This is a genomic window from Rhodococcus sp. ARP2, assembly GCF_001029585.1.
GTDB lineage: Bacteria > Actinomycetota > Actinomycetes > Mycobacteriales > Mycobacteriaceae > Rhodococcus_F > Rhodococcus_F erythropolis.
Genome location: NZ_LEKE01000003.1, coordinates 54057 through 79502 on the forward strand (window position 1 = coordinate 54057; position 25446 = coordinate 79502).

The following is a 25446-nucleotide window of genomic DNA, read 5'->3' on the forward strand; positions in this document are numbered from 1 at the left end:
GGTGTGGGGTGACGACGCTCGACCGTCCGCCGGGCACGCCTGCAGCCACCACCCCCGACGCGAGTCTCGCGCAGTCGCGCTCCCGCTTTCTCTTCCCCATCGTTGTCGCCGCCGCCGTGTTCCAGGCTGTTCTGCAGACGGTCATCGTTCCACTGCTGCCGGAGTTGCCGCACTTCACCGGCGCTGGACGCACGGCCGTGTCCTGGCTGGTGACCGTAACGCTGCTGGTCGGCGCCGTCGTCACTCCCATTTTTGGCCGGCTCGCCGACATGTTCGGCAAGAAGAAGATGCTTCTGGTTGCCTTCTCGATGATGACTCTCGGCTCGATGTTGTGTGCGCTGTCGTCGGACATCGCTGTCCTCATCTTCGCGAGAGCGTTGCAGGGAGCCGGGTCGGCGGTCATCCCCATCGGAATCTCCATGCTGCGTGACGAATTGCCACGCAGCAAGGTCAATGGCGCAGTGGCCATGATGAGTTCGACGCTCGGCGTCGGAACCGCTTTGGGCATACCGTTTTCTGCGATGATCGCGCAGTACTCGAACTGGCACGTCCTGTTCTGGGTAACCACCGCCATCGGACTGTCCGTGACTCTTGCTGCGGTGCTGTTCATTCGAGAGTCCGAGCCGAATCCGTCGGGAAGATTCGACGGCGTCGGGGCTGTCGGTCTGAGCGCCGCGATGATCGCTCTGCTCGTGCCGATCACTCAGGGATCGAGTTGGGGATGGACCAGCGGAGCGGTGATCTCCATGCTGGCCGCGTCGGCGGTGCTGTTCACGCTCTGGGTAATTCAACAGCGGCGCAACGTCAATCCGCTGGTCGACGTCCGTGCTCTCGTGAAGCGTGCGGTGTTGATCCCGCATCTGGCGGCTCTGCTGGTCGGGTTCGCATTTTTCGGGAACACACTGATCACTACACAACTCCTCCAGGGGATGAAGGGGCCGGGCGCCGGGTACGGCCTGTCGATCATCGCAGCAGCGCTCTGCCAGATTCCGGCGAGTATCGCGATGGTGCTGTTCTCACCGGTTGCGGTGCGGATCACCGACCGCTTCGGTTCACGGACCGCGATGTTGACCGGTGCCGTGTTCCTCGCCGGCGGGTACGGGATTCACGCCGTTGCCGGTAAGCCGCTGTGGGGAGTGGTTGCAGCACTGGGTATCACAGCAGTCGGGACCGCCATCGTCTACAGCACGCTCTCGCTGCTGATTCTGGTTGCCGTGCCTCGACAGCGACTGGCGGCAGCCAACGGGGTGAACTCACTTCTGCGGACGTCCGGAAGCACGATCTGCAGCGCGACGGTGGCAACGATCCTCGCCGCGTTCGTGATCAGCGGTTCGGAACATTCCACGTCGTGGACCGGATTCTCCGTCGCCTATCTGGTGTGCGCGGGCTGCGCCGTGGTCGTGTTCGTAGTGTCGATCCTGTTGCCGCAGGGGCGAACCCCGAAACATCTGGACCTGCCGGATCTCGTCAGGCGACCCTGAATCCCGAGAGGAAGAGTGTGATCATCAGATCCGCGAACTCTTCGGTGGTGTACTTCTGGCGGTCCGGCCAATGCGTGGTCGACCACAGGGTGTCTCGTACTGATCGATAGAAAATCTCCGGGGCCACGTCTTTGCGGAAGATTCCCTGATCGACGCCTTCGGCGATCGCTTTCATCCAGTGCTCGCGGACTTGGCGGGAAGGCCCGTCGACGGATTGCAGGAGATCGTTGTCGCGTAGATATGCCCGATCGTTCTGGTAGATCGCCGTCGGGTGCGGGTGCAGTTCGATGACGACCAGGGTCTCGCGGATCAGGCCGCGTAGGACGTCCTCGGGGTCGTTCGCCGTCTTCTCCACCTGATCGAAGCGGAGTTGAATGTCGGTGATGAAGCCGCGCATGAGCTCGGCGACTATCGCATTCTTCGACTTGAAGTAGTGGTAAAGGCTGCCCGAGAACACTCCAGCGGCGTCGCCGATCTCGCGAACGGTCGTGGTGGCGACACCCTTCCTGGCGAACAGCTCGGCTGAGCTCTCCAGGATCTTCTCCCGACGATCTGGTGATGCCACTGAAATCTCCACTGGTTGTCGGTCCTGCTCAGGGCAGGGTTTCGCGGGTGCCGGGCTGCCGGCGTCGAACGTAGCGCAATCCTGCCTGATGGCTCCGGCTCGAACCAATTCGTCGGTGAGATCGCGTGTTTCCACTTCCGGATTCCTATGCTAGCTTCAAAATCAAGCGCTTGCTCAACTTTCGTTCACGGAGGATTTCAGTGCAGAGCCTGCAGACGCAGTTTCCGAATTTCATCGGCGCAGAGGCCGAACCACCCCGCGTCGCCCGCTACGCCGTCAACGAGGCGATGATCCGCAACTGGGTCGAGGCACACGACGACCGCAACTCGATCTACGTCGACGCCGAAGCTGCTCGCAGCACCGGTCGTCGAGACGTCGTCTGCCCACCCGCCATGATCTCGACCTGGGTGATGGCGGGCTACCGCCGCTATCGGCAGGTCCAACAACTTCGCGCCGACGGAGCCTCCGAGGATTTCGCCTATTCACGACTACTCGGGCTGTTGGACGAGGCCGGCTACACGTCCGTAGTCGCGACCAACGTCGAGCAGGAGTATTTCGCGGAGTTGAGTCCCGGAGACCACGTCACCGCATATTTCACCATCGAAGCGATCTCACCGTTCAAACAGACGGCTCTCGGTCACGGGTGCTTCATCACTCTGTTCAAGAAGTACGTGGACCAGGACGGAAAGACGCTGGTCGAAGAGCGCTTTCGACTGCTCAGATTCAAACCAGATGCCCAGACAGATACCAAGCCAGAAGCCCAGGAGGTAATCGCATGAGCGAGACTGGCTCCCGCCACACCGCGGTGCCGAGACTCACCGTCACCGACGACAACGATTTCTTCTTCTCCGCGGCCAAAGAGGGTCGCCTCGAGATCCAACGGTGTGCGGATTGCAAGACTCTGCGCCACCCGCCAGCGCCCGCCTGCCCGGAATGCCGCTCGTTCAGTTGGGACACAGTCGAATCCACGCGGCGATGCACGTTGCACAGCTTCACGGTCATTCATCACCCGAAGGATCCTGCCTTCGAGTACCCGCTCGCCGTCGGACTCGTCGATCTCGAAGAAGGCACGCGTCTGGTTGCCGACATCGCGGGCATCGATCACGAGGAACTCGAATTCGGTATGGAACTCGAAGTGGCGTTCTCCGAGCACGCTCACAGCGAGATGCTGCCGCAACTGAGGCGACGGGGATCGGTGCAATGACGAATCTTTCTGATTACGAGGTAGGTTCGACCCTTCCCAGCCTCGAACTGCCGTTGGACCGAACGCTCATCGTCGCCACGGCGATCGCTTCTCAGGATTTCGAGGACGTGCATCACGATCCGGGCAAGGCGCAGGATCGCGGAACTCCCGACATCTTCATGAGCATCAACACCACCAACGGGCTCATCGACCGCTACATCACCGACTGGTCAGGCCCGGGATCGCGAATCGTCAAAACATCACTACGGCTTGGTGTTCCGAACTTTCCCGGAGACACCATGACGTTCACCGGCAAAGTGATCGACACCGACGGCCGGACGCTCACCGTGACGGTTCTCGGCAAGAACGCTCGCGGAACGCACGTGACAGCCGACGTGACCCTCGAACCGGCGGAAAGGGTAATCGCATGACACGAGGATTTTCGAGGCAAGCCGCCATCGCCGGGATCGGCGCCACCGAGTTCTCCAAGAACTCCGGCCGCAGTGAATGGCAGTTGGCGTGCGAATCCGTGATCGCCGCGCTCGACGACGCTCACATCGAGGCAGAAGAGGTGAACGGATTTGCGCTGTTCACCATGGAGAACAATCCCGAGATTGCGGTCGCACGCGCTCTCGGGATCCCGGAACTGACGTTCTTCAGTCGTATTCCACACGGCGGCGGCGGCGCCTGCGCACCGGTTCAACAAGCCGCGCTTGCCGTCTCCAGTGGTGTCGCCGACGTCGTGGTCGTCTACCGTGCCTTCAACGAAAGATCAGGCCACCGATTCGGCGCCGGGCCACCGCCCTTTGCGTACAACGCGTCGACGGACCAGGAGTATCGGAACTGGATCAACCCGTACGGGCTTCTGACGCCGGCGCAGCAGGAAGCCTTCCTCGCCAAGCTCTACATGCACAAGTACGGGGCAACCAGCGCCGACTTCGGTCAGATCTCGGTTCTCTCACGCAAGCATGCCGCGAACAACCCGAAGGCCTGGTTCTACGAACGCCCGATCACCATCGAGGATCATCAGAACTCGCGCATGATCGCCGACCCCATCCGCCTGCTCGACTGCTGTCAGGAAAGTGACGGCGGACAGGCGCTGGTCATCGTCAGCGCGGAGCGCGCCCGCGACCTGCCGCACAAACCAGCGATCATCAGCGGTGCTGCGCAAGGTGTAGGTCCACAACAGATTTCGATGAGCAGCTACTACCGCGAAGACATCGACAGCATGCCGGAAGTCGAACTCGTGGCGCGCCAACTGTGGGACCAGGCCGGTATCGGCCCGGACGACATCGATGCCGCAATTCTCTACGACGCCTTCACCCCGATGGTTCTGCTTCAACTCGAGGAGTACGGATTCTGCGGTCGAGGCGAGGCAAAAGACTTCATCGCCGACGGCAATCTCGAGCTGGACGGTCGCCTGCCGATCAACACCCACGGCGGTCAACTCGGTGAGGGATACATCCACGGCGTCAACGGTATTGCCGAAGGTGTACGCCTGATCCGCGGCACTTCCACCAATCAACCCACCAAAACTCTGGACAACGTGCTCGTGACCGGCGGCTCTCCCGTCCCGCACAGTGCGCTCGTCCTCTCGGCAGATCGCTGAATCTGCCGCCAATTCGAGAAAGCAGGAACCAGATGAGTGAGCGGATCACCTACGCCAGGGCTACACACGGCGAGGAAGAAATACAGGCGGTTGTCGACGTCTTGCGCAGCGGGCATCAAGGATTGCGCATCGGCAAGAACGTCTTCGAGATGGAAGAACGTATCGCGGCCTTGGCAGGCAAGAAGTTCGGCGTCATGTGCAACTCGGGATCCTCGGGTTTGTACTTGGCAGTCGAGCTGCTCGGACTGCCTGCGGGAAGCGAGATCATCACGTCGCCGTTGACGTTCTCCACCGACATCGCACCGATCGTGCGTGCCGGTCTGGTGCCGGTGTTCGTGGACGTGGAACCCAACACGTTCAACGTCGACGTCACCAAGATCGAGGCAATGGTCACCGAAAAAACCGGTGCCATCCTCATGCCGAACCTCGCCGGCAACTGCCCGGACTGGGACGTCATTCGTGATATCGCAGATCGTCACGGACTCAAGGTGATCGAGGATTCGTGTGACGCGATCGGTGCCACGCTCCGCGGCACTCCCACCGGCTCCCGGGCGGACATCGTCGTCACCAGTTTCTCGATGGCACACATCATCACGTGCGCGGGAACCGGTGGAATGGTGTGCGTCGACGACGAAGCCAGCCGCGACAAGGCGCTCCTGCTTCGCCGCTGGGGTCGTCGCAGTGAGCCGAATCTGTTCGGTAGTACCAAGTCCGGCCGAGTCTTCCGTGAAGAACTCGACGGCGTCGACTACGACAACGACTTCATCTTCGAGCTCATGTCATGGAACTTCGAGCCCTCCGAACTCGGCGCAGCCTACGGCGTCGTGCAGCTCGACAAGCTGGAAGAGAACTACAAGACGCGTAAGGCAACGTTTGCGGCCTTCACGGCGGCATACGGCGCCCATCCTGAATTCTTCACGACGCCGGTAGAACTCGACGGTCTCGACACGGCGTGGCTGTGTTACCCGGTGATGATCAACGAGAACGCCCCCTTCACGCGCAGCGACCTGCAGGAAGCCATCGAGGCCGACGGTATCGACACACGAACTGTGTGGAGCGGCAACGTCACTCGTCACCCGATGATGAACAACATCGAGTTCCGTCAGCCGGCCGAAGGATTGCCGGAAGCCGACGCGGTTTTCGCCCGAGGAATGACACTCGGCATGAGTCACGGCCTGCGTGAAGACGAAGTTGCACGGATCGCAGAGAGCATCAATCGCTTCGCCTCGAAGTTCAAATAGCATGACGAGGCGCTTTGACGGCCGCCGAGCGCTTGTCACCGGTTCCAGTCGCGGAATCGGTGCGGGCGTCGCAGAGCGACTGGCAGCCGAGGGTGCCGACGTCGCCCTCGTGGCTCGGACGCTCGGCACGCATGCAACCCTGCCGGGCAGTCTCGAAGAGACTGCGGCTCGAATTGCCAAGTACGGAACCAAAGTCGAGATAGTTGTCGCAGATCTGACGGACGAGCAGCAGCGCGACACGGTGGTGCCGCTGGCGATCGAGAAGCTTGGCGGGACGATCGACATCCTGGTGAACAACGCGGCAGCGGCGATCTATCAGCCGCTGTCGGATTACCCACTGCGGCGGCGACGTTTGATGTTCGAGGCAAATGTCCATGCACCGCTCGATCTGATGCAAGCCGTGGTGCCGGGGATGGTGGCAAACGGATACGGCTGGATCGTGAACGTGTCCAGTGGCACCGTCAAACCGTGGCATGGCCCGCCGTTCACGTGGGTCGAACCGGGAACTGCCATGACCGTGTACGGCGCGTCCAAAGCAGCGCTCAACAGGATGAGCAACGGCATGGGCGTGGAACTTTACGGCCAGGGGGTTCGCGTCAACACGGTTCAACCGCGGGCAGCGGTGCTCAGTGAGGGCGCCAAAGTCCTGGTCGGTGAGACTATCCGGCCGGATCAGGTCGAATCTATGGAAGAAATGGTGGAAGCGGTCACAGCGCTGTGTGATTGCGACACCGAGTTCACCGCGCGCTCGAGCGTCAGCTTGGACCTGATCGACGAGTGGTCCCTGACCGTACGCGGTCTGGACGGCGCAGCATTACCGGAGAACCCGGCACTACGAACCGAGGAGTTGGCATGAAGCCCGTCATCGTGGACGCAGCACGAACGCCGTTCGGCAAGCGTGAGGGTTGGCTGTCCGGAGTCCACGCGGCGGAACTGTTGGGTTATGCGCAGAAAGGTGTGCTGGATCGGGTTGGCGTGGATCCTGACGCGGTCGACCAGGTCATCGGCGGCTGTGTGACGCCTCTCGGTGAGCAGTTCGGAAACATCGTGCGTACGTCCTGGATGCATGCGGGCCTTCCGTTGAAAGCGGGCTGCACCACGATCGACGCGCAGTGCGGAACTGCACAGCAGTCGGTCCAGTTGATTGCCGGCCAAATTGCGATCGGTGCAGTCGACGTGGGTGTGGCGTGCGGTGTCGAGTTGATGTCCCGAGCTCCGTTGACGTACAAGGTGGGTACCGGCCTGGGAACACCACGTCCGGAGTCGTGGTCACTCGATACCGTCGACCAGTACACCGCGGCCGATCGGATTGCTGTCAAGCGCGGTTTCAGCCGCGAAGATCTCGACGCCTTCGGGCTGCGCTCGCAGCAGCGAGCCGCAGCAGCCTGGGAGGCAGGACGCTTCGACTCGCACATCATCGATGTGGTCGCTCCGGGCTCTGACGTTCCGGTTCACCGTGATCAGGGTCTGCGCGAATCGACTCTCGAAGGGCTCGCGAAGCTGCGCACCGTTCAAGAGGACGGATTGCACACCGCTGGAACGTCTTCGCAGGTCTCGGACGGTGCGAGTGCAGCTCTGCTGATGTCCGAGGATCGAGCCAAGGCCCTCGGCGTGCGGCCGCGCGCAAAGATACTGGCGCAGTGCGTCATCGGCGGTGACACCGAGTTCATGCTCGACGGTCCCGTCGACGCGGCAAACATCGTGCTCGGACGCACTGGTCTGACGATCGACGACATCGATCTGTTCGAGGTCAACGAGGCATTTGCTTCGGTACCGATGTCGTTCGCGCAGGTTCACGGCGTCGATCCCGAATTGCTGAACGTAAACGGCGGCGCAATCGCACTGGGCCACCCGGCCGGTGCAACCGGAATCAGACTGTTGGCCAATGTCATCGACGAATTGGAGCGCCGGAACAAGTCCATCGCACTGATCGCGATCTGCGCGTCCGCCGCAACCACCTGCCTGATTCTCGAACGCATCTGACAAGAACCGAAGATTGAGGAACCTGCCATGGCACTACCCCTGCTCGAAGATCACCGTGACCTGGCGGAAGCGGTAGCCGCATTCGCGAACCGCTTCGGTGGAATCGCCGATACGCGGAGCAACGTCAAGCGGTACGCCGCCGGTGATCGGCCGGACTCGTGGGATGGGTTGGTCCGTCAGGGCCTGCACGCAGTGCACCTGCCGGAGCAGTACGGCGGTGACGGGGCGGGTCTTGCCGAACTTGCAGTGGTAGTCGAGCAATTGGGTGATGCGCTCTATCCGGGACCGTACGTTCCGACGGTCATCGCCAGTGGGATTCTCGCAACAGTTGCGGGCCCGGCTGCGGAAACAATGCTGACCGAATTGGCCACCGGTGCAACCGGAGCAGTCTGTACCGGAACGAGATTGCGCGCGGCTCGCAGCGATGCTGGGTGGACAGTGAGCGGTTCTGCCGACCCAGCTCTAGGTCTGCCTGGAGCTGATGTCGTTCTCGTGCGGGCGAACAGCGAAGACGGCGAGTTGTGGTTCCGGCTCGAACCGTCGACTTCCGCTGCGGTGGTGATCGAAGACGGGGTGGATCTGACACGGTCGATCGGAACACTGACGTTGACCGATCACCAGGTCGAGGCTGGGCTGATCGTCGACGGCCTCCAGGCGCACCGAACCGAACTGATCGTCAACACGGTGTTGGCTGCGGAGGCGAGCGGTATCGCCGGGTGGGCGCTACGGACCGCAGTCGACTATGTGAAGTCCCGGCAGCAGTTCGGCCGTCCGGTCGGAAGCTTCCAGGCAGTTCAGCACAAGGCGGCCATGATGCTGGTCCGCTCCGAGATTGCCTGTGCCGCAGCGTGGGACGCCGCTCGATCCGAAGACCACGACGAGGATCAGCAGAAACTTGTCTCGGCTCAAGCTGCGTTGGCCGCTTTGCCCGTCGGCATCGAGAACGCCCTCGAATGTGTAACTTTGCTCGGCGGAATCGGATTCACTTGGGAGCATGACGCGCATCTGTACTGGCGCCGGGCGATCAGTATCGCGGCAGTGGCGGGTTCCGAGGTGAAGTGGGCACACACATTGGGAGACCGGTCTGCCGATTCGGAACGGGATTTCTCCTTTGTCGACCCGGAAATGCTGCCGGAGTTACGAGAGCAGGTTCGGAGGGTTCTGGACGAGGTTGCGCTGCTGCCCGACGACGGAACCACCAGCGCCAGTTGGGCGCCGGCCAAGGGGAGCGCTCGACGCGCCCGATTTGCCGACGCCAAACTGGTTGCCCCGCACTATCGGGCGCCGTATGGGCTGGGAGCGGGACCGAGGGAACAGGCCGTCATCGCACATGAATTCGCGATGCGAGGTTTGGCTCAACCGTCCACGGTGATCGGGGAATGGGTGCTGCCCACGATTCTCGAACACGGCAACGCCGAGCAGCAGGACAGGTTCGTCGAGCCTTCGCTGCGTGCCGACATCATCTGGTGCCAGCTGTTCAGTGAGCCGGGCGCGGGATCAGACCTGGCCGGTCTGAGCACGAAAGCGCGCAAGGTCGACGGTGGTTGGGTCCTGTCAGGTCAGAAAGTGTGGAACTCGGGTGCGCACGAGGCAGATTGGGGAGTATGCCTGGCGCGTTCCGACGCGGACGCTCCGAAACATCTTGGGCTGTCGTACTTTCTGGTCGACATGACCTCGAAGGGCGTCGACGTACGCCCGCTGAAGCAAGCCACCGGCAAGTCGGAATTCAACGAGGTATTCCTCGACGAGGTCTTCGTCCCGGACGACTGCCTGGTGGCCGAACCTGGGCAAGGGTGGAAACTGGCTGCGACAACGCTGTCCAACGAACGCTTGAGCATGGGCAGCACGCTGCACCACGGTTCGAGTCGACTGTTCCGTCAGGTGATTGCCGACGCGAGCCACGACTGCCCCCGCGAAGATGCAGTGGAAGGCCTCGGCCGCAGTATCTCTCGTGAGTTGGCACTGTCCGCGATGAATCTGCGCGGAGTGTCGGCGCGACTGGCGGGTCAGGAACCGGGCGCCGAGATCAGCGTGTCGAAGGTGTACAACGCCCTGGCGCAGCGCGAGGGCTCGCGGGACCTGTTGCGACTGCTCGGGCCGCGCGCCGCAGTTGTCGACCCGTCGGCGAATTACGCGATAGACCACATCGGACTTCCCTCGATTCTGTTCGGCGGCGGAACCGTCGAAATTCAACTCAACGTCATCGCGCAGCGCGTACTCGGCCTGCCGCGTTCGTAGATCTTAGGAGCTTCACCATGTACTTGGATTTGTCGGAGGAGTCGAAGACTCTGCGCAAGGAATTGCGCGCATACTTCGCAGAGATCATCAACGACGAAGACCGCCGTGCTCTCGTGGATCAGACCGAAGGCGGCCCCGTCTTCGATCGCATCCTGCGCCGGATGGGTAAAGACGGTTGGCTGGGCTTGGGGTGGCCGGAGGAATTCGGCGGTCGGGGTGAGAACCCTGAAGCTCTGTATGTGTTCTACGACGAGGTGATTCGCGCGAATGCGCCGCTGTCACTGGTCACGCTGAACACCGTCGGACCCGCTCTGATCAAGCACGGGACGCAAGCTCAGAAGGACTTCTTCCTGCGTCCGATCCTGGCGGGTGAATTGATCTTTGCCATCGGCTACACCGAACCCAATGCGGGCACCGATCTCGCGGCACTCGAAACACGCGCCCGCATCGAGGGCGACGAGCTTGTCATCAACGGCAACAAGATCTTCACCAGCGCCGGTGTGTTTGCCGACTGGGTCTGGCTTGCCGTTCGCACCGATCCTGACGCGCCGACGCATCAGGGCATTTCCGTGGTCCTGGTACCGACCAATTCGCCGGGGTTCTCGGTCACCGAAATTCACACCGTGGGCGGAATCAGCACTTCGGCAACCTATTACGAAGATGTTCGGGTGCCGATCAGCAATGTCGTCGGTGAGCTCAATCAGGGGTGGAAGCTCATCACCAACCAGCTCAACCACGAACGTGTTGCCCTGGCAGCACGCGGTGGCATCGCCAACGAGCTCTTCGCCGAGGTGGTCGAGTGGGCAAAGACAGAACCCGCCGGTGACGGCCACGTCTACGACATCGGCTGGGTACGTGAGAAATTGGCGGAAGTCTACGCGCTGCTCAGCGCCGCCGACCTGATGAACCTGCGACTGGTGGCGGACGTCGCCGCCAACACCTTGGGCGGCGGGGATTCGGCCGCGGCCAAGATCTTCGGTACCGAAGCCGTCGTCAGTGCGTACGGCATGCTGCAGGAAGTGCTGGGTGCCAAGGGCTTACTGCGCCCCGGTACACCCGGAGCGGTACTGGAAGGGCGGGTCGAGAACCTGGGTCGGCGCGCCCAGAACAACACCTTCGGTGGTGGTACCAACGAAGTGATGCGTGAAATTGTCGCCGCAAAATGCCTGGGCATGGCGCTTGCTGCGCGTCGCCGGCCCGCTGCACAGAACGAAAAGAGCTGACATGGAATTCGAATTCGACGACAACTTGTCCGCCGTGCGGGATCTGAGTGAATCGATCTTCTCGGCGAAGTCCGGAGTGGACCGACTGCGGGAAGTGGAGAGCACCAGCGGTTTCGACGCCGAACTGTGGAAGCTCCTCGCCGACTCCGACGTTCTGGGAATCGCTCTGCCGGAAGAGGTCGGGGGAGCAGGACTCGGAATGCTCGGCCTGGCTGCGGTGCTCGAACAACAGGGCCGCCGGGTCGCCCAGGTGCCGCTCTGGTCGGTGATTTCCACGGCGGCGCTGCCGATTTCCGAGTTCGGCAGCACGGAGCAGAAAGCGTCGTGGCTTCCGGGACTGCTCGACGGCTCGGTAATCGTCACCGGCGCATTCGACACCGGCTACAACGCCGAGAAAGCGGTTCGCGCCGAACCGGCGCCTGACGGTTGGGTTCTGTCAGGCCACGTCGACTCCGTGCCTGCCGCGGAGTTCGCGGCCGCGCTGGTCGTTCCGGTGACGATGCCGGACGGCAGTGCCAGCGTCATGATCGTGCCCACGGACCGGGACGCGCTGGTGCGTACACCGCTTGCGGTGACGAACCGCGAGAGCAACAGCGCTGTGCAGTTCGACGGGGTTGCGGTTACTGCAGCTGACGCACTTCCCGCAGACGGCGCGGTGGTTCGAGACTGGACGTTGCGGCGTGCACGGGTGGCTCTCGCGGCCCTGGCTACCGGCGTCTGCGAGGAAGCGCTGGGGATGACGGCGAAATACACCTCCGAGCGAGTGCAATTCGGTCGTCCACTCTCGACCAACCAGGCAGTTGCCGTCCGGGCCGCCGACGCGTACCTCGACACCGAGAGCACAAGGTTGACCACGCACCGCGCTGCCTGGCTGATGGACAGCGGAGTCGAGAGCGAAGCGGAAGCAGCGGCGCTGGTCGCCAAATGGTGGGCCTCGCGCGGCGGCCTGCGTGTGGTGCACGCGACCCAGCACCTGCACGGCGGAATCGGCGCGGACGTCGACTACCCGATTCACCGCTATTTCCTGTGGGGACGGCAGATCGCCTTCACCTTGGGGAGCGCGGGGGCGATAGGCGCCGAACTCGCCGATCAGTTGGAAATCCGAGCCCAGATCGGGGCGTCGGCGTGAATATCTGAGACGACAGGTTCCAGTCACGGGCAGCGCGTCGGCAATCATCGCGCTACTCTGCCCTTCGTGAATCGCACCAGTTCGTTCATCCGGCCGTTGGTTCCGCGGGATCCGCACGAGCCGCATCGGGTGGCGACGCCGCTCGAGCTGCTCACCGACCTCTGCTTCGTCGTGGCGGTCGCTCAAGCGGCCACCGGTCTGCACCACGCGATCAGCGAAGGGCACGCGGCTTCGGGCGTCGGGCACTTCGCGATGGCATTCTTCGCGATCTGGTGGACGTGGCTGAACTTCACGTGGTTCACCTCGGCGTACGACAACGACGACGGAATCGCCCGGCTGCTGACCATCTTCCAGATCCTCGGATCGCTGGTCCTTGCAGCCGGCATCGTCCGCTTCTTCAACGACGACGCCCTGCTCATCATCGTCGGCTACGTCATCATGCGAATAGCCCTGGTCATCCAATGGCTCAGGGTGTCGCGGAACGACCCCGAACATGCGCTCACGGCTCGTCGATACGCTCTCGGAATCGTGTTGGTCCAGATCGGTTGGATCGGTTTCTACTTCGTTCCATCCGCCATTTACGTCCCGACGTTCCTGGTGTTGGTTCTGTGCGAATTCGCGGTACCGATCTGGTCGGAGAAGCCGGGCATGACGCCGTGGCACCCGCATCACATCGCGGAGCGGTACTCGTTGTTCTTCATCATCGTTCTGGGCGAGACGATCCTCTCGACAACCATCGCGATTCAGGACGCGGTCGACGGTGAGCATCCGGCAGCGCAGGTCACCTACGTCGTGATCGGCGGCATTCTGATTGTCTTCAGCCTGTGGTGGCTCTACTTCCAACGCAATGCAGGCGAAGTGATCGGCGGTGACAACGTCTCACCCTTCGTCTGGGGGTTCGGTCACTACTTCATCTTCGCCGCCGCTGCCGCCATCGGTGCGGGGTTGGCTTCGCGCGTCGACTTCTGGACTCATCACGGTGACGGCAGCGCGTTGGTGACGGGTGCTGCCGTCACCGTTCCGGTCGCGGTCATCCTTGCCGCCCTGTGGTTCATCCACATTCGACTACATGACTCCTCGGTACGCACCCTCATGCCGTTCTCGGTCGCGATCGTCGTCGTGCTCGGTGGTACCTACACCGCGGTGCCCGAACTGGTTGCGGGACTGGCCTGCGCCGCGCTGTTGGCCGTGGAACTGGTTCTGACCGAGGGGAAATCCGAAACCGTCTGAACCGGGTCAGCGAATCGCGAGCCGCTCCTTGCGGAGCTTGTCGACCTCGGGCAGATGCAGGGGTTCGAGCTCGTTGACGCCCAAGGCCCGCATGAGCAGGAGGTCCGCGAGTTCCGGATTCCGGGCCAAGGCGGGTCCGTGCATGTACGTCCCGATCACCGAACCCTGCACGACGCCTTCGAATCCGTCGCCGACGCCGTTTCCGACACCATGGGTGACACGTGCGAATCCAGAGGCTGAGGTACCCAGAGTTGTTCCGCCGCGGTGATTCTCGAAACCTGAGAGAGGCGCGGTGAGCCCGTCGATCAAGGGCTTCGTGATGACCTCGCCGATGGAACGCTTCTCCTGCGGAGAGGTCGTGACGTCGAGCATCGAGACACCGTCGACGCGTTCGCCGCTGGAGGTTTCGTACCAGTTGCCGAGCACCTGAATGGCAGCGCAGATCGCCAGAACCGGTGCGCCGCGCTCGGCGGCGCGTTGCAGGCCAGGGTATTTCGCGAGATGGCGCGTTGCGAGTCGCTGGGCGGAATCCTCGGCGCCACCCAATGTGTACACGTCGAGCGAATCGGGGACCGGATCGCTCAAGGTGATGTCCACGATTTCGGCGTCGTAGCCGCGCATCCGCAGACGCTGACGCAGGATCAGGGCATTGCCGCCGTCGCCGTAGGTGCCCATGACGTCGGGGAGAACCAGTCCGATGCGAATTGTCGAGTCAGACATTGCGAGATTCCTTCGCGATGGCGGTGTTGAGGTCACGGAAGGCTGTGTAGTTCGCCAGTACTTCCACGCGTCCGGGAGGGCAGGAAGCGATGGCGCGCAACGGATCCGGATCGAGGGTGTGCTCGACGCCTGCGTACGTGAGGCGAACGGCGAGATCGGTTCCGCGTTCGCCGGCGGCCACTACCTTGACGCCTTCGAAGTGTTCGAACTTCACGTCCCACAGCCAGGAGAGGTCCTCGCCGTCCGGCACCTGACCATTCACCGCGATGACCAGGCCGTCCACCGTGGGATCGATCATCGACAGCGCTTCCTGCCAACCGGCGGGATTCTTCGCGAGCAGCATGTGAACGGAGTGCGGTCCGACCTCGACGGTGCTGTAGCGGCCGGCGACTTCCTGGACCGTCGACGCGGCGGCAACTGCCCCGACCGGATCTGCGCCCAAAGCCGCCGCTGCCGCTACGGCCTGAGCGGCGTTACCGCGGTTGGCTTTTCCGGGGAGAGTCAACGTCATCGGAATCTTCAGGCCGTCGGGGCCGTAGAGATTGTCGTCGTCGAGCCACCATGTCGGCTCGGGCCGCGCGAAGTCGGAACCGGTACTGCGCCAGTGCTTTCCCTCCCACACGATGGGTTCACCGGTGCGCGGGCAGCTGACGGAATCGCCGGCCCAGCCGCCGCCGGCAGCAACCCACACGACGTTGGTGGCGTCGTATGCCACGGAGGTGACCAGTACGTCGTCGCAGTTGGCGACGATCACCGCGTTCGGATGCGCATTGACGCACGCGCGGAGCTTCCGCTCGATCATGTTGATCTCGCCGACCCGGTCGAGCTGATCGCGGCTGAGATTGAGCAGCACGATCACTTCCGGGTTCACGGCGTCGGCTACGTGGGGGACGTGCAGTTCGTCGACCTCGAGTGCTGCCAGCGTTGCGTCCGTACGCGCGGCCAGAGCGGCCACGATCCCGGCATCCATGTTGGCGCCGTCGGCCTGCGTGGCGACGTCACCGAGTGTCGCGAGCGCTGCGGCGGTCATACGCGTGGTCGTCGACTTGCCGTTGGTGCCCGTGACCACGACGGTGCGCTTGCCGCGTCCGAGCTGAGTCATGAGCGTCGGGTCGATCTTGAGGGCGATCAACCCGCCGATCATCGAACCCTTGCCGCGACCGGCCTTCTGCGATGCCCAAGATGCTGCTGCGGCAGCTCGCATGGCGAGCTTTCCGCGCACTGTGATCGATAGTCCAGTTCCCACGGCCCGAGTTTGGCACAGGGCATCGTCAGACGCCGAGTCGCGCCGGTGGTGAGGCTGCAGGTGTGTCCGAGAAAACAGTGTTCGCGGGCTTGCGCCTCATCTGTGCGGCACTCGCTCCGGCGATCACGATGACTGCCCCGACCAGGGACAACGGGCTCGGATCCTCGTGCAGGAACAGCCAGGATGCGCCGATTCCCACTACCGGTACCAGCAAGGAGAGCGGCGCCACCATGCCGGCGGGATAGCGGCCCATGAGCATCGTCCAGAGCCCGGATCCGGCGATGGTGCCGAGCAGAATGATGTAGGCCAGCCCGACCAGTGACGGCCAGGCGTCGGCGCTGAACGCGGTGCCGAGCGCGTGCCATCCGACGGTGGGGCCTTCGACCACCGCTGACAGGGCGAGCATCGGCAACGGCGGGATGACGCACATCCACAGCATCAAGCGCATCGGTGCGGGCTCGCCGACGGTGTTCGCCGCGGCCAAGCGGCTGCCGAGATTGCCGAACGCCCAGGACAGGCCGCCGAGGAGCGTGAGGATCACGGGCAGCAGTGCCGCGTGGTGTGAACGGTCCCAGCCGATCAACGACATACCGACTACGGCGACGGCGATCCCGGAGACCTGCCAGACGCTGAGCTTCTCGCGGAGCAGGAACGCGCCGAGGACGACGGTGAACGGCGCGGACGACTGCAGGACCAGTGATGCGAGACCCGTCGGCATCCCCGAATGCATCGCCCAGAAGAGGAAGACGAACTGGCCGAATCCGAAACCGAATCCGTAGAGCAGCAACCAACGGAGCGGTACCTGCGGACGCGGCACGAAGATGACCACCGGAATCGCGATGATCAGGAACCGCAGCGCCGCGAAGTAGAACGGCGGGAAATGATCCAGGCCGACGCGAATGGCCAGGAAGTTCAGACCCCACAAGACGATCACGGTCAGGCCGAGGAGACGGTCGCGGGGAGTCATGACGTTAATCGTGAGCCGTACGAAGCATCAGAACAAGCGAATATAGATGCACTATCCATGTAGTTTTGCTACATGGATATTCGTCACCGTATGGATGCCACGCGCTTGCGGATTCTCCGTGAGTTCGCCGACCGAGGAACCGTCGGCGCTACTGCTCTCGCTCTCTCGATGACACCGTCCGCCGTCTCGCAACAACTCAAGATCCTCGGCCGAGAGGCGGGGGTCTCGCTCCTCGAACCGGACGGGCGCACGCTGCGCCTCACCGACGCTGGTCGAGCGCTGGTGCTCCGCGCCGACGACGTGGTGGCGGCGCTCGACCGGGCAGCGGACGAGATGGCGTCGTACCGAGGCTCGCCGCGCGGCAAGGTGCGAGTCGCGTTCTTTCCCTCCGGAGCAGCTCTCCTGCTGCCCGGCGTCCTGACGGCGCTGAAGAACTCGGACGTGGACATCGACGCCCACGACGTCGACAAACCGGCGTCGGCCGTCCCTGGACTGTTGGCCGATCACGACGTGATCCTCACTCACCGTGACGAACGCGGCGCCGAGACCTCGTTTCCCCGGGTCAGCGTGCAACCGCTGATGCGTGAACCGATCGATCTGGTGCTGCGGCCTGATCATCCACTCGCCGAGCAGGATTCGGTCCGGTTGGAACAATTGGCCGACGAGAACTGGATCAGCGTGCGCGGCGGGTTTCCGGTCGACGACGTTCTGTTGTCGGTTGCGTCCGTCACCGGGGTCCAACCTCGAGTCGCTCATCGGATAAACGATTTCCGAGTTATCGAAGAGTTGGTGGCGGCGGGCCACGGTGTGGCTTTGATGCCGCGTTACGCGATCACACATCCTGAAGTGTCGAGGAAACCGGTGGCAGGCGTGCGCGCTGCACGCGTTTACGAATTGGCAACTCGATTACACATCGACCGCAGCCCGGCTATCGGAGTGGTTCTCGACGCTTTTCGCGACGTCGCCCGGGCGGTCGGTGAATGAACGGCTGTCGGTGCATGAACGGCGGATGGTGAATGAATACAAAACGGGAGCGACACGATTAGTGTCGCTCCCGTTTCGGTAGTGCAATCCTCACTGATTAGTGAGGGCCTGAATCAGGCGAGGGCCTTGGCCTTCAGCGCTGCGAATTCTTCTTCGCTGATGGTGCCGGCGTCGAGAAGCGCCTTTGCATCTGCGATGGATTCGGCCGGGGACTTTCCGGCAACCTCACGGATGTAGCTGTCCTGTGCATTCTTGACCTGCTGAGCAGCCTCCATGGAGCGCTGGGCCATTCCGTCGCTTCGGACGATCAGATAGACGAGCGAGGTGAGCAGCGGAATGAAGAACAGGAAGACGATCCAGATTGCCTTTACCCAGCCGGAAGTCTTGTGATCACGGAATAGGTCGGTGATGATCGAGAAGAGCAGGATCAGGTACGCGATGAACGCGAAGCTGATGATGATCAGCCAGAGGAAGTCCCAAAAGGAATCCATTGTCGAGCCCCATTTCACAAGTCGGATTTGTCTGAGGTGACTATCTCACGTGCCGAGGTCGGCTGCATCATCCTCGATGGGTGAATCCTGTTTGTTAACTTCGCTAAGCGACTCTTTCGGGACCTATGTCATGCCGAAGCGAAAACGCGGACCGAAGAACTTCTGTGCCGTGAAAACAACCCTGGTCTCACCCGAAAATCGGGTGAGACCAGGGTTTGTTGAAGAGCCGGGTTCGTATTGCGTGAGTGTCAGCTCGCGCGGTTCACTGCCGAAACCACGGCGCGCAGCGACGCCGTCGTGATCGACGTGGCGATACCCACACCCCAGACGACGGTGCTCTGACCGTCCGGGCCAGTCACTGCGCACTCGACGTAGGCCGCGGCTTGGGCGTCGTCGCCGGCGGACATTGCGTGCTCGGAGTAGTCGAGGACACGAACGTCGAAGTTGATGCTTCCCAGCGCGTCGACGAAGGCAGCGAGCGGGCCGTTACCGGTTCCCGAGATCTCCTGCTCCTTGCCGTTCACCTTGACGATGGCGGTGATGGCGTCGGTGCCGCCGTCCTCCTCGGAGGCGGTGACCTTCTGCTTCATGCGCTCGAGCGGGGTGACGGGGGCGAGGTACTCCTCGTGGAAGACGTCCCACATTTCCTTCGGCGAGACCTCGCCGCCTTCGCCGTCGGTGATCTTCTGGACCGACTGCGAGAACTCGACCTGCAGACGACGCGGCAGCACCAGACCGTGATCGGCCTTCATGATGTACGCGACGCCGCCCTTGCCGGACTGCGAGTTCACGCGGATGACGGCCTCGTAGCTGCGGCCGACGTCCTTGGGGTCGATCGGCAGGTAGGGGACCTGCCAGAGAATGTCGTCGACGTCCGAGTCCTGGTTGTCGGCGTCGACCTTCATGGCGTCGAGGCCCTTGTTGATCGCGTCCTGGTGGCTGCCGGAGAACGCGGTGTAGACCAGGTCGCCGCCGTACGGATGACGCTCGTGGACGGGCAGTTGGTTGCAGTACTCGACCGTGCGACGGATCTCGTCGATGTTCGAGAAATCGATCTGCGGGTCGACGCCGCGCGTGAACATGTTCAGCGCGAGGGTGACCAGGCAGACGTTGCCGGTGCGCTCACCGTTACCGAACAGGCAGCCTTCGATGCGGTCTGCGCCGGCCTGGTAGCCCAGCTCGGCTGCAGCGACGCCGGTGCCGCGGTCGTTGTGGGGGTGCAGCGACAGGATGACCGAATCGCGGCGGGCCAGGTTGCGGTGCATCCACTCGATGGAGTCGGCGTACACGTTGGGTGTCGCCATCTCGACGGTGGCGGGCAGGTTCAGGATGACCGGGTTGGCAGGCGTCGCACCCAGGGTTTCGGTGACGGCGTCACATACTTCCTTGGCGTACTCGAGTTCGGTGCCGGTGTAGGACTCGGGCGAGTATTCCCAGCGCCAGTTCGTGTCCGGGTACTTCTTCGACTCGGCCAGGACCAGTTCGGCGGCGTCGGTGGCGATCTTCTTGATCGTGTCCTTGTCGGCGCGGAACACGACGCGGCGCTGCAGAATCGAGGTGGAGTTGTAGAAGTGCACGATCGCGTTCTCGGCACCTTCGCACGCCTCGAATGTGCGCTTGATCAGTTCGGGACGCGACTGCGTCAGCACCTGGATGGTGACATCGGATGGGATCGCGCCGTCCTCGATGATCTCGCGAACGAAGTCGAAGTCGGTCTGGCTCGCGGACGGGAATCCGACCTCGATCTCCTTGTAGCCCATACGGACCAGGAGATCGAACATGCGACGCTTGCGCGCCGGGCTCATCGGATCGATCAGCGCCTGGTTGCCGTCGCGCAGGTCAACGGCACACCACTGGGGTGCTCGGTCGATGATCTTGTCCGGCCAGGTGCGGTCGGGCAGCGTGACCGTCTCGACCTCTTCGGCGAACGGGCGGTAGCGGAACGTCGGCATCGACGAGTTCTTCTGCGTGTTCCACGCAGGCTGGTCGGAAGGTGCCGGCTTCGTGGGCGGGGTAATGGTGCGAGTGCCGGTGGTGAATGCGTCAGCGGGGGACATTGGTGTGATCTCCAGGATTGTGGACCTGGCCTGATGACCTGTTGGTCAAGACCATGAGTCCGGAAGGCTTGGTCGACCGGCGCACAAAAACCCCGCGGCGGGAGGCCAGTCTGGATCAGACCCCGTCGCGGCAACCAAGAAGGAGTGCGCGCTGCATGCAGAGCACTCTACTCCTGGATTTCGCGAGAAATCGGTGGGGTTCGCCCTCATGTCCAATTTGTCGCCGAATTGTGCTGCCGTTTCGGCCTCGAAAATGGTGGACTGTCGTCCATGGATCCCCGAATCGCCGTGGCGAGCACGTACCTCGACGCGCTCCGTAGTCACGATGGCAGTTCCGTACCGCTGGCTCCGGACGCGGTACGTCACGAGGTCGGGTTGAAGACCGGATTTTCGGGGAATCATTTGCGGCGCAGCCTTTCCGGAGGTCCTCAGTATCGCGTGATCCGCGACATTCGTGAGGTGGAGTGGACGGTCGACGGGGACGACCTGACGGCTGACTACCTCCTTGACGCCGGGTTGTTCGGGCGCAACCTGATGACCGTTCGGGTTACCGAGACCTTCCGGATACCCGCTGACGATCACCGCATTCACCACATCACCGCGAAGATTCGACCGGCGCGCGCCAAGCACACGTGATGCGCTCGATCCGCTGGATCGTCTGTTCACTGCTGATCGTTCTCGCTGGTCTCGGTTTTGCCGGCTCGGTGCTCGCGCTGTTCGTCCACACCCAGGTGAACGACACCGACAGCTATGTCGAGTCCGTTGCCCCGCTGGCTGCCGACCCCGCTGTCCAATCGGCGGTCGTTGATCGGCTGACCGAGGAATTGACGCAGCGGTTGGACGGGTTTCCACAGGTGGTGACGAGACAGGCCGAGAGACTTGTTCGTGAGGCCGCTCAGTCGTTGGTCTCGAGCGACCAGTTTGCGACGCTCTGGACCGCGGCCAACCGTCGAGCGCACGCGCAACTTGCCGCGATGGTGACCGGCCGAGCCGCCGACGGCATAGTTCGGGCCGACGACAGCGGAACGGTCACCGTCTCCCTCGCACCGGTCATGACAGAACTGAGGACGAACCTCCGCGATCGCGGATTCACCGTGATCGATCGCCTCCCGGCGCTCGATCCGCAGTTCGAGATCCTGCAATCCAACGAGTTGGTGCGGGCTCAGGATTTCTCGAACATGCTCGACCGAGCAGCGACCTGGCTGCCGTGGGCGTCGGTGGCCTGCGCGATTGCGGCCGTCGCAGTTGCACCGGGGCGAATGCGCGCGCTGTCCCTGGTCGGGCTGGCGACGGCGGTGGCGATGATCGCCCTGCTGGTGGCGCTGGCCGTCGTGCGTCGGGTCTATTTACAGAATTCAGACATACCGTCGTCCGAGGCGGCTGTGGCGGTGTACGACGCGCTGGCAGTTTCCCTGGTCAGCAGTATCCGCGTGCTTCTCGCCTGCGGAGTTGCCGTCGCGGTGGTCGGTTACGTTGCCGGTGGTTCGCGTTCTGCGACGTTGATGCGAGCGCGGATCTCGCAACTGATCCCGCGCGGATCTGAGGCGAACAGCAGTACGCATCGGGAAGTCCCAGGACCACCTCGGTAAGCTCGACCTCTGGTATCTGTAAACAATTTCGACCTGGAGGTAGAAACGCGTGGCTCTCGTCGTCCAGAAGTACGGCGGATCCTCGGTGGCAACCGCCGAGCGCATCCGACGAGTCGCTGAACGGATCGTCGAGACCAAGAAGGCCGGCAATGATGTCGTCGTCGTGGTGTCAGCGATGGGCGATACCACCGATGAGCTGCTCGACCTGGCTCAGCAGGTGTGCCCTTCCCCGCCGGCCCGTGAAATGGACATGCTGCTGACCTCGGGTGAGCGCATCTCCAACTCCTTGGTAGCGATGGCAATTCACTCCCTCGGCGCCGAAGCTCGTTCGTTCTCGGGCTCACAAGCCGGAGTCATCACGACCGGCAGCCACGGAAACGCCAAGATCATCGACGTCACGCCGGGCCGTGTTCGCACCGCCCTCGACGAAGGCTCGATCGTTCTGGTCGCCGGATTCCAAGGCGTGAGCCAGGACAGCAAGGACATCACGACGCTCGGACGCGGTGGCTCCGACACCACTGCCGTGGCGTTGGCAGCTGCACTCAACGCTGACGTCTGCGAGATCTACACCGACGTCGACGGCGTCTTCTCCGCCGATCCTCGCATCGTCCCTGACGCTCACCGCCTCGAGACGGTTTCCTTCGAGGAAATGCTCGAACTCGCAGCGTGTGGTGCCAAGGTGCTCATGCTCCGGTGCGTCGAGTACGCCCGTCGTTACAACGTGCCTGTGCACGTCCGTTCGTCATACACCACCAAGCCCGGAACAATCGTGTCCGGATCGATGGAGGACATTCCTGTGGAAGAGGCCCTGATCACCGGAGTCGCGCACGATCGCGGCGAAGCCAAGATCACCGTTGTCGGATTGCCGGACACACCGGGACATGCTGCCAAGGTGTTCCGCGCTGTCTCCGATGCCGAGATCAACATCGACATGGTGCTGCAGAACATCTCCAAGGTGGAGACCAACAAGACGGACATCACCTTCACGCTGCCGACCGCCGACGGCCCTCGCGCCGTCGAGATCCTGACCAAGCGACAGGAAGACATCGGCTTCACGCAGATCTTGTTCGACGACCACATCGGCAAGGTTTCCCTGGTCGGCGCCGGAATGCGGAGCCACCCGGGCGTCACGGCCACGTTCTGTGAGGCACTGGCCAAGGCCGACATCAACATCGATCTCATCTCGACCTCCGAGATCCGCATCTCCGTGCTGGTCAAGGACACCGAACTCGACGACGCCGTGCGCGTTATCCACGCCGCTTTCGGTCTCGGCGGCGACGAAGAAGCCGTAGTACACGCAGGAACAGGACGGTAATTTCTGATGACAACAATCGCTGTTGTCGGTGCGACCGGTCAGGTCGGCATCGTCATGCGCACTCTGCTCGAAGAACGTAACTTCCCCGCGGACAAGGTGCGGTTCTTTGCATCGGCACGCTCCGCCGGTAAGAAGCTGACGTTCCGCGGCGAAGAGATCGTTGTCGAGGATGCCGAAGCAACGTCCGACGAGGATCTGAAGGGCATCGACATCGCCCTCTTCTCCGCCGGTGCGACGCTGTCTCGTGCGCAGGCTCCGCGCTTTGCCGCGGCCGGTGCGACGGTTGTCGACAACTCTTCCGCATGGCGCAAGGATCCCGAGGTTCCCCTCGTGGTCAGCGAGGTCAACCCGCAGGACACGAAGAACCTGGTCAAGGGCATCATCGCGAACCCTAACTGCACCACCATGGCAGCGATGCCGGTGCTCAAGGTTCTGCACGACGAAGCCGGTCTGCAGCGTCTGATCGTCTCCAGCTACCAGGCCGTGTCCGGTAGCGGCATCGCCGGCGTCGAGGAACTCCTCGGCCAGGTGCGCGCCGTTGTCGGTGACGCCGAGAAGCTGGTTCACGACGGCAGCGCCGTCGAGTTCCCGGCCCCGAACAACTACGTCGCCCCCATCGCGTTCAACGTCCTGCCGCTGGCAGGTTCGCTGGTCGATGACGGCAGCGGCGAGACCGACGAGGATCAGAAGCTCCGCAACGAGAGCCGCAAGATCCTCGGGCTTCCCGATCTGTTGGTTTCGGGCACCTGCGTGCGCGTACCCGTCGTGACCGGACACTCGCTCGCGATCAACGCAGAGTTCGCGAGCCCGCTCTCGGTCGCTCGTGCGAAGGAAATCCTCGCCGACGCTCCCGGAGTGGAGTTGGTCGAGGTTCCGACGCCGCTGGCCGCTGCCGGTGGCAACGCGTCGCTGGTCGGTCGTATCCGTCAGGATCCGGGTGTCCCGGAGGGACGCGGACTCGCGCTCTTCGTTTCGGGTGACAACCTCCGTAAGGGCGCCGCTCTCAACACGATTCAGATTGCCGAGCTGTTGGTCGGCTAGATCTTTTGTTCGGTACCGGCCCCGCACCTAGGTGTGGGGCCGGTGTCGTTTCAGCAGGAGCTCTAGTCGAGTTCGGAAATGGCGACCAGGCCGCCGAGGTACTCGGCATCCGAATACGCTTTGGCGAGAAGCACTCCGAGTTCACCAAGAGCTTCGTTGTCGCTGCCGTACGCGACAAACATGCCCGCTTCGGGATCGGTGCCGAAGCGGCCCTCCAGATGCGGTGCATCGCGGCCTACCGCTGCGTTGGCGACCGACGCCCAGTCGTAGCCGGAGCCTTCGAAACCCTCTACCTGCTCGAATACCGCTGCTACCTTGCCGAAATGCTGGTCGGTGAGCATCAGTGACCAGTTGCCCGGAGACGTTTCGAAAAGCTGTAGCGGTTCGATCGATGGTGATGTCATGCGTGTATTGAAGCAGATCCGACCGACAGGTTTCAGTCGGCAGCTAACGTCCGACCGATTGGGCGAGGGCCACGGCAAAACTGGAAAGTCTTTCTCGGGTATAGGTTTCGGGGTCGCTGACGGCCAGTCGTCCGAGCATTTCGGCAAACGACATCATGGTGTGTGCGAGGAGAACCGGATCAAGGCCTTCGAGCTTCGGTTCGAGGGCAATCCCGGCACGGGCCAGTTCTTCGGCGCGGGCGAAGACAGCTCCGCGAGAGAGCTTCAGCAAGCCGTGATACTCGCTGGGGGCGTTCTCGACAGACGTCAGAATCAGGCGCCAGCGCGTCGGGTTCTCCAGTACGGCGTCGACGAAGGCGCCAACGGTTCCGGTGTATGACGCCGCTGGGCCGAGTTCGCTCAGATCCGTCGGCATGGTTTCGAGGACCTGAGTGATGGCTCGCTCGTGCTCGCGGCGCAGGAGTGCGGCGACGAGATCGGTCCTGGTATCGAAAATCGTGTAGAGGACGGGCTTGCCGACGCCGGCTTCGGCAGCGACGGATTCCATGCTGAGGTTGTGCAGGCCTACGCGGCCGGTGACCTCGAATGCTGCGTCGAGCAGCTGTTCGCGTCGTTGCTCGGGCGCCATGCGAGGGGCGTATTTGCGTCGCGGTGTATCCGTTGCGTCAGCTTGTGACCTGGCCATCGTGTGCCTCACCTCCGCTCCCACCCTAATCTGCCTGCCAATTTTCGTGAATCATACGCAACCGT

25 protein-coding genes are annotated in these 25446 nt (G+C 62.8%); 17 read left to right on the forward strand and 8 right to left on the reverse strand.

Annotated elements, in window-relative coordinates; all coding sequences use genetic code 11:
* Positions 1 to 8: 8 nt before the first annotated feature.
* Positions 9 to 1481 (forward strand): MFS transporter, encoded by a 1473-nt coding sequence (locus tag ABX74_RS01515; RefSeq protein WP_047888074.1) that lies wholly within the window; start codon positions 9 to 11, stop codon positions 1479 to 1481.
* Here ABX74_RS01515 and ABX74_RS01520 read toward each other — a convergent pair.
* Positions 1468 to 2181, reverse strand: coding sequence for a TetR/AcrR family transcriptional regulator (locus tag ABX74_RS01520; RefSeq protein WP_020968216.1), 714 nt, complete (start codon positions 2179 to 2181; stop codon positions 1468 to 1470). The genes ABX74_RS01515 and ABX74_RS01520 overlap by 14 nt on opposite strands.
* A gap of 65 nt (positions 2182 to 2246) precedes the next feature.
* Here ABX74_RS01520 and ABX74_RS01525 point away from each other — a divergent pair, with 65 nt between their 5' ends.
* The 11 genes from ABX74_RS01525 to ABX74_RS01575 all read left to right on the forward strand — a co-directional run bounded on the left by ABX74_RS01525 (position 2247) and on the right by ABX74_RS01575 (position 13882).
* On the forward strand, positions 2247 to 2825 hold the full coding sequence (locus ABX74_RS01525; protein ID WP_041814552.1) for a MaoC family dehydratase N-terminal domain-containing protein: 579 nt from the start codon (positions 2247 to 2249) through the stop codon (positions 2823 to 2825).
* A complete protein-coding gene (locus ABX74_RS01530) occupies positions 2822 to 3250 on the forward strand; it encodes a Zn-ribbon domain-containing OB-fold protein (RefSeq protein WP_047888075.1) in 429 nt (142 codons plus the stop codon). The genes ABX74_RS01525 and ABX74_RS01530 overlap by 4 nt, the downstream gene beginning before the upstream one ends.
* Positions 3247 to 3660 carry a hypothetical protein gene (locus tag ABX74_RS01535; protein WP_020968218.1) on the forward strand — a complete coding sequence of 138 codons (414 nt, stop codon included), beginning with the start codon at positions 3247 to 3249 and terminating at the stop codon, positions 3658 to 3660. Before ABX74_RS01530 ends, ABX74_RS01535 begins: the two co-directional genes overlap by 4 nt.
* Positions 3657 to 4838: a lipid-transfer protein gene (locus ABX74_RS01540; RefSeq protein WP_047888076.1), complete on the forward strand. Its 1182-nt coding sequence runs from the start codon at positions 3657 to 3659 to the stop codon at positions 4836 to 4838. The genes ABX74_RS01535 and ABX74_RS01540 overlap by 4 nt, the downstream gene beginning before the upstream one ends.
* A 32-nt stretch (positions 4839 to 4870) precedes the next feature.
* Positions 4871 to 6079, forward strand: coding sequence for a DegT/DnrJ/EryC1/StrS family aminotransferase (locus ABX74_RS01545; RefSeq protein ID WP_003943793.1), 1209 nt, complete (start codon positions 4871 to 4873; stop codon positions 6077 to 6079).
* A gap of 1 nt (position 6080) precedes the next feature.
* Positions 6081 to 6935: an SDR family NAD(P)-dependent oxidoreductase gene (locus tag ABX74_RS01550; RefSeq protein WP_047888077.1), complete on the forward strand. Its 855-nt coding sequence runs from the start codon at positions 6081 to 6083 to the stop codon at positions 6933 to 6935.
* Positions 6932 to 8062 (forward strand): steroid 3-ketoacyl-CoA thiolase, encoded by a 1131-nt coding sequence (locus ABX74_RS01555; protein WP_047888078.1) that lies wholly within the window; start codon positions 6932 to 6934, stop codon positions 8060 to 8062. Before ABX74_RS01550 ends, ABX74_RS01555 begins: the two co-directional genes overlap by 4 nt.
* Before the next feature lie 27 nt (positions 8063 to 8089).
* Complete coding sequence (locus ABX74_RS01560; protein WP_047888079.1) at positions 8090 to 10300, forward strand: acyl-CoA dehydrogenase; 2211 nt, start codon at positions 8090 to 8092, stop codon at positions 10298 to 10300.
* 17 nt (positions 10301 to 10317) lie between these two features.
* Positions 10318 to 11523 carry an acyl-CoA dehydrogenase family protein gene (locus ABX74_RS01565; RefSeq protein WP_020905915.1) on the forward strand — a complete coding sequence of 402 codons (1206 nt, stop codon included), beginning with the start codon at positions 10318 to 10320 and terminating at the stop codon, positions 11521 to 11523.
* A gap of 1 nt (position 11524) precedes the next feature.
* Positions 11525 to 12652 carry an acyl-CoA dehydrogenase family protein gene (locus ABX74_RS01570; RefSeq protein WP_047888080.1) on the forward strand — a complete coding sequence of 376 codons (1128 nt, stop codon included), beginning with the start codon at positions 11525 to 11527 and terminating at the stop codon, positions 12650 to 12652.
* Between the two features lie 66 nt (positions 12653 to 12718).
* Positions 12719 to 13882 (forward strand): low temperature requirement protein A, encoded by a 1164-nt coding sequence (locus tag ABX74_RS01575; RefSeq protein WP_020905917.1) that lies wholly within the window; start codon positions 12719 to 12721, stop codon positions 13880 to 13882.
* A gap of 6 nt (positions 13883 to 13888) precedes the next feature.
* Here the strand turns inward: ABX74_RS01575 and ABX74_RS01580 are convergent, their stop codons facing one another.
* From ABX74_RS01580 to ABX74_RS01590, 3 genes are read right to left on the reverse strand one after another with little or no spacing between them, the layout of a single operon-like run.
* On the reverse strand, positions 13889 to 14602 hold the full coding sequence (locus ABX74_RS01580; protein ID WP_020968224.1) for a type 1 glutamine amidotransferase: 714 nt from the start codon (positions 14600 to 14602) through the stop codon (positions 13889 to 13891).
* Positions 14595 to 15848: a Mur ligase family protein gene (locus tag ABX74_RS01585; RefSeq protein WP_021332917.1), complete on the reverse strand. Its 1254-nt coding sequence runs from the start codon at positions 15846 to 15848 to the stop codon at positions 14595 to 14597. Before ABX74_RS01585 ends, ABX74_RS01580 begins: the two co-directional genes overlap by 8 nt.
* A 25-nt stretch (positions 15849 to 15873) precedes the next feature.
* Positions 15874 to 16815: an EamA family transporter gene (locus ABX74_RS01590; RefSeq protein WP_047888081.1), complete on the reverse strand. Its 942-nt coding sequence runs from the start codon at positions 16813 to 16815 to the stop codon at positions 15874 to 15876.
* Positions 16816 to 16905: 90 nt separating this feature from the next.
* Between ABX74_RS01590 and ABX74_RS01595 the strand changes: the two genes are divergently transcribed.
* Positions 16906 to 17799, forward strand: a complete 894-nt coding sequence (locus tag ABX74_RS01595; RefSeq protein WP_047888082.1) for a LysR family transcriptional regulator — start codon at positions 16906 to 16908, stop codon at positions 17797 to 17799.
* A gap of 113 nt (positions 17800 to 17912) precedes the next feature.
* Here the strand turns inward: ABX74_RS01595 and ABX74_RS01600 are convergent, their stop codons facing one another.
* Together ABX74_RS01600 and leuA are read right to left on the reverse strand one after the other, a co-directional pair.
* Positions 17913 to 18290, reverse strand: a complete 378-nt coding sequence (locus tag ABX74_RS01600; protein WP_020968226.1) for an SHOCT domain-containing protein — start codon at positions 18288 to 18290, stop codon at positions 17913 to 17915.
* A gap of 248 nt (positions 18291 to 18538) precedes the next feature.
* Entirely contained in the window at positions 18539 to 20347 is a 1809-nt protein-coding gene (leuA, locus tag ABX74_RS01605; protein ID WP_019746565.1) for a 2-isopropylmalate synthase, read from the reverse strand.
* Positions 20348 to 20617: 270 nt separating this feature from the next.
* On the opposite strand from leuA, the gene ABX74_RS01610 reads away from it, so the two are divergent.
* From ABX74_RS01610 to ABX74_RS01625, 4 genes are read left to right on the forward strand one after another with little or no spacing between them, the layout of a single operon-like run.
* The gene (locus ABX74_RS01610) at positions 20618 to 20983 is read left to right on the forward strand and encodes a hypothetical protein (RefSeq protein ID WP_003943492.1); all 366 of its coding nucleotides are present in this window, start codon (positions 20618 to 20620) and stop codon (positions 20981 to 20983) included.
* The gene (locus ABX74_RS01615; RefSeq protein ID WP_047888083.1) at positions 20983 to 21936 is read left to right on the forward strand and encodes a hypothetical protein; all 954 of its coding nucleotides are present in this window, start codon (positions 20983 to 20985) and stop codon (positions 21934 to 21936) included. The genes ABX74_RS01610 and ABX74_RS01615 overlap by 1 nt, the downstream gene beginning before the upstream one ends.
* 49 nt (positions 21937 to 21985) lie before the next feature.
* On the forward strand, positions 21986 to 23251 hold the full coding sequence (locus ABX74_RS01620) for an aspartate kinase (RefSeq protein ID WP_019746567.1): 1266 nt from the start codon (positions 21986 to 21988) through the stop codon (positions 23249 to 23251).
* A 6-nt stretch (positions 23252 to 23257) separates the two neighbouring features.
* On the forward strand, positions 23258 to 24292 hold the full coding sequence (locus tag ABX74_RS01625; protein WP_047888084.1) for an aspartate-semialdehyde dehydrogenase: 1035 nt from the start codon (positions 23258 to 23260) through the stop codon (positions 24290 to 24292).
* Between the two features lie 62 nt (positions 24293 to 24354).
* Here the strand turns inward: ABX74_RS01625 and ABX74_RS01630 are convergent, their stop codons facing one another.
* Both ABX74_RS01630 and ABX74_RS01635 read right to left on the reverse strand, forming a co-directional pair.
* On the reverse strand, positions 24355 to 24696 hold the full coding sequence (locus tag ABX74_RS01630) for an Imm51 family immunity protein (RefSeq protein WP_047888085.1): 342 nt from the start codon (positions 24694 to 24696) through the stop codon (positions 24355 to 24357).
* Positions 24697 to 24739: 43 nt separating this feature from the next.
* Positions 24740 to 25381: a TetR/AcrR family transcriptional regulator gene (locus ABX74_RS01635; RefSeq protein WP_047888107.1), complete on the reverse strand. Its 642-nt coding sequence runs from the start codon at positions 25379 to 25381 to the stop codon at positions 24740 to 24742.
* Positions 25382 to 25446: the final 65 nt, after the last annotated feature.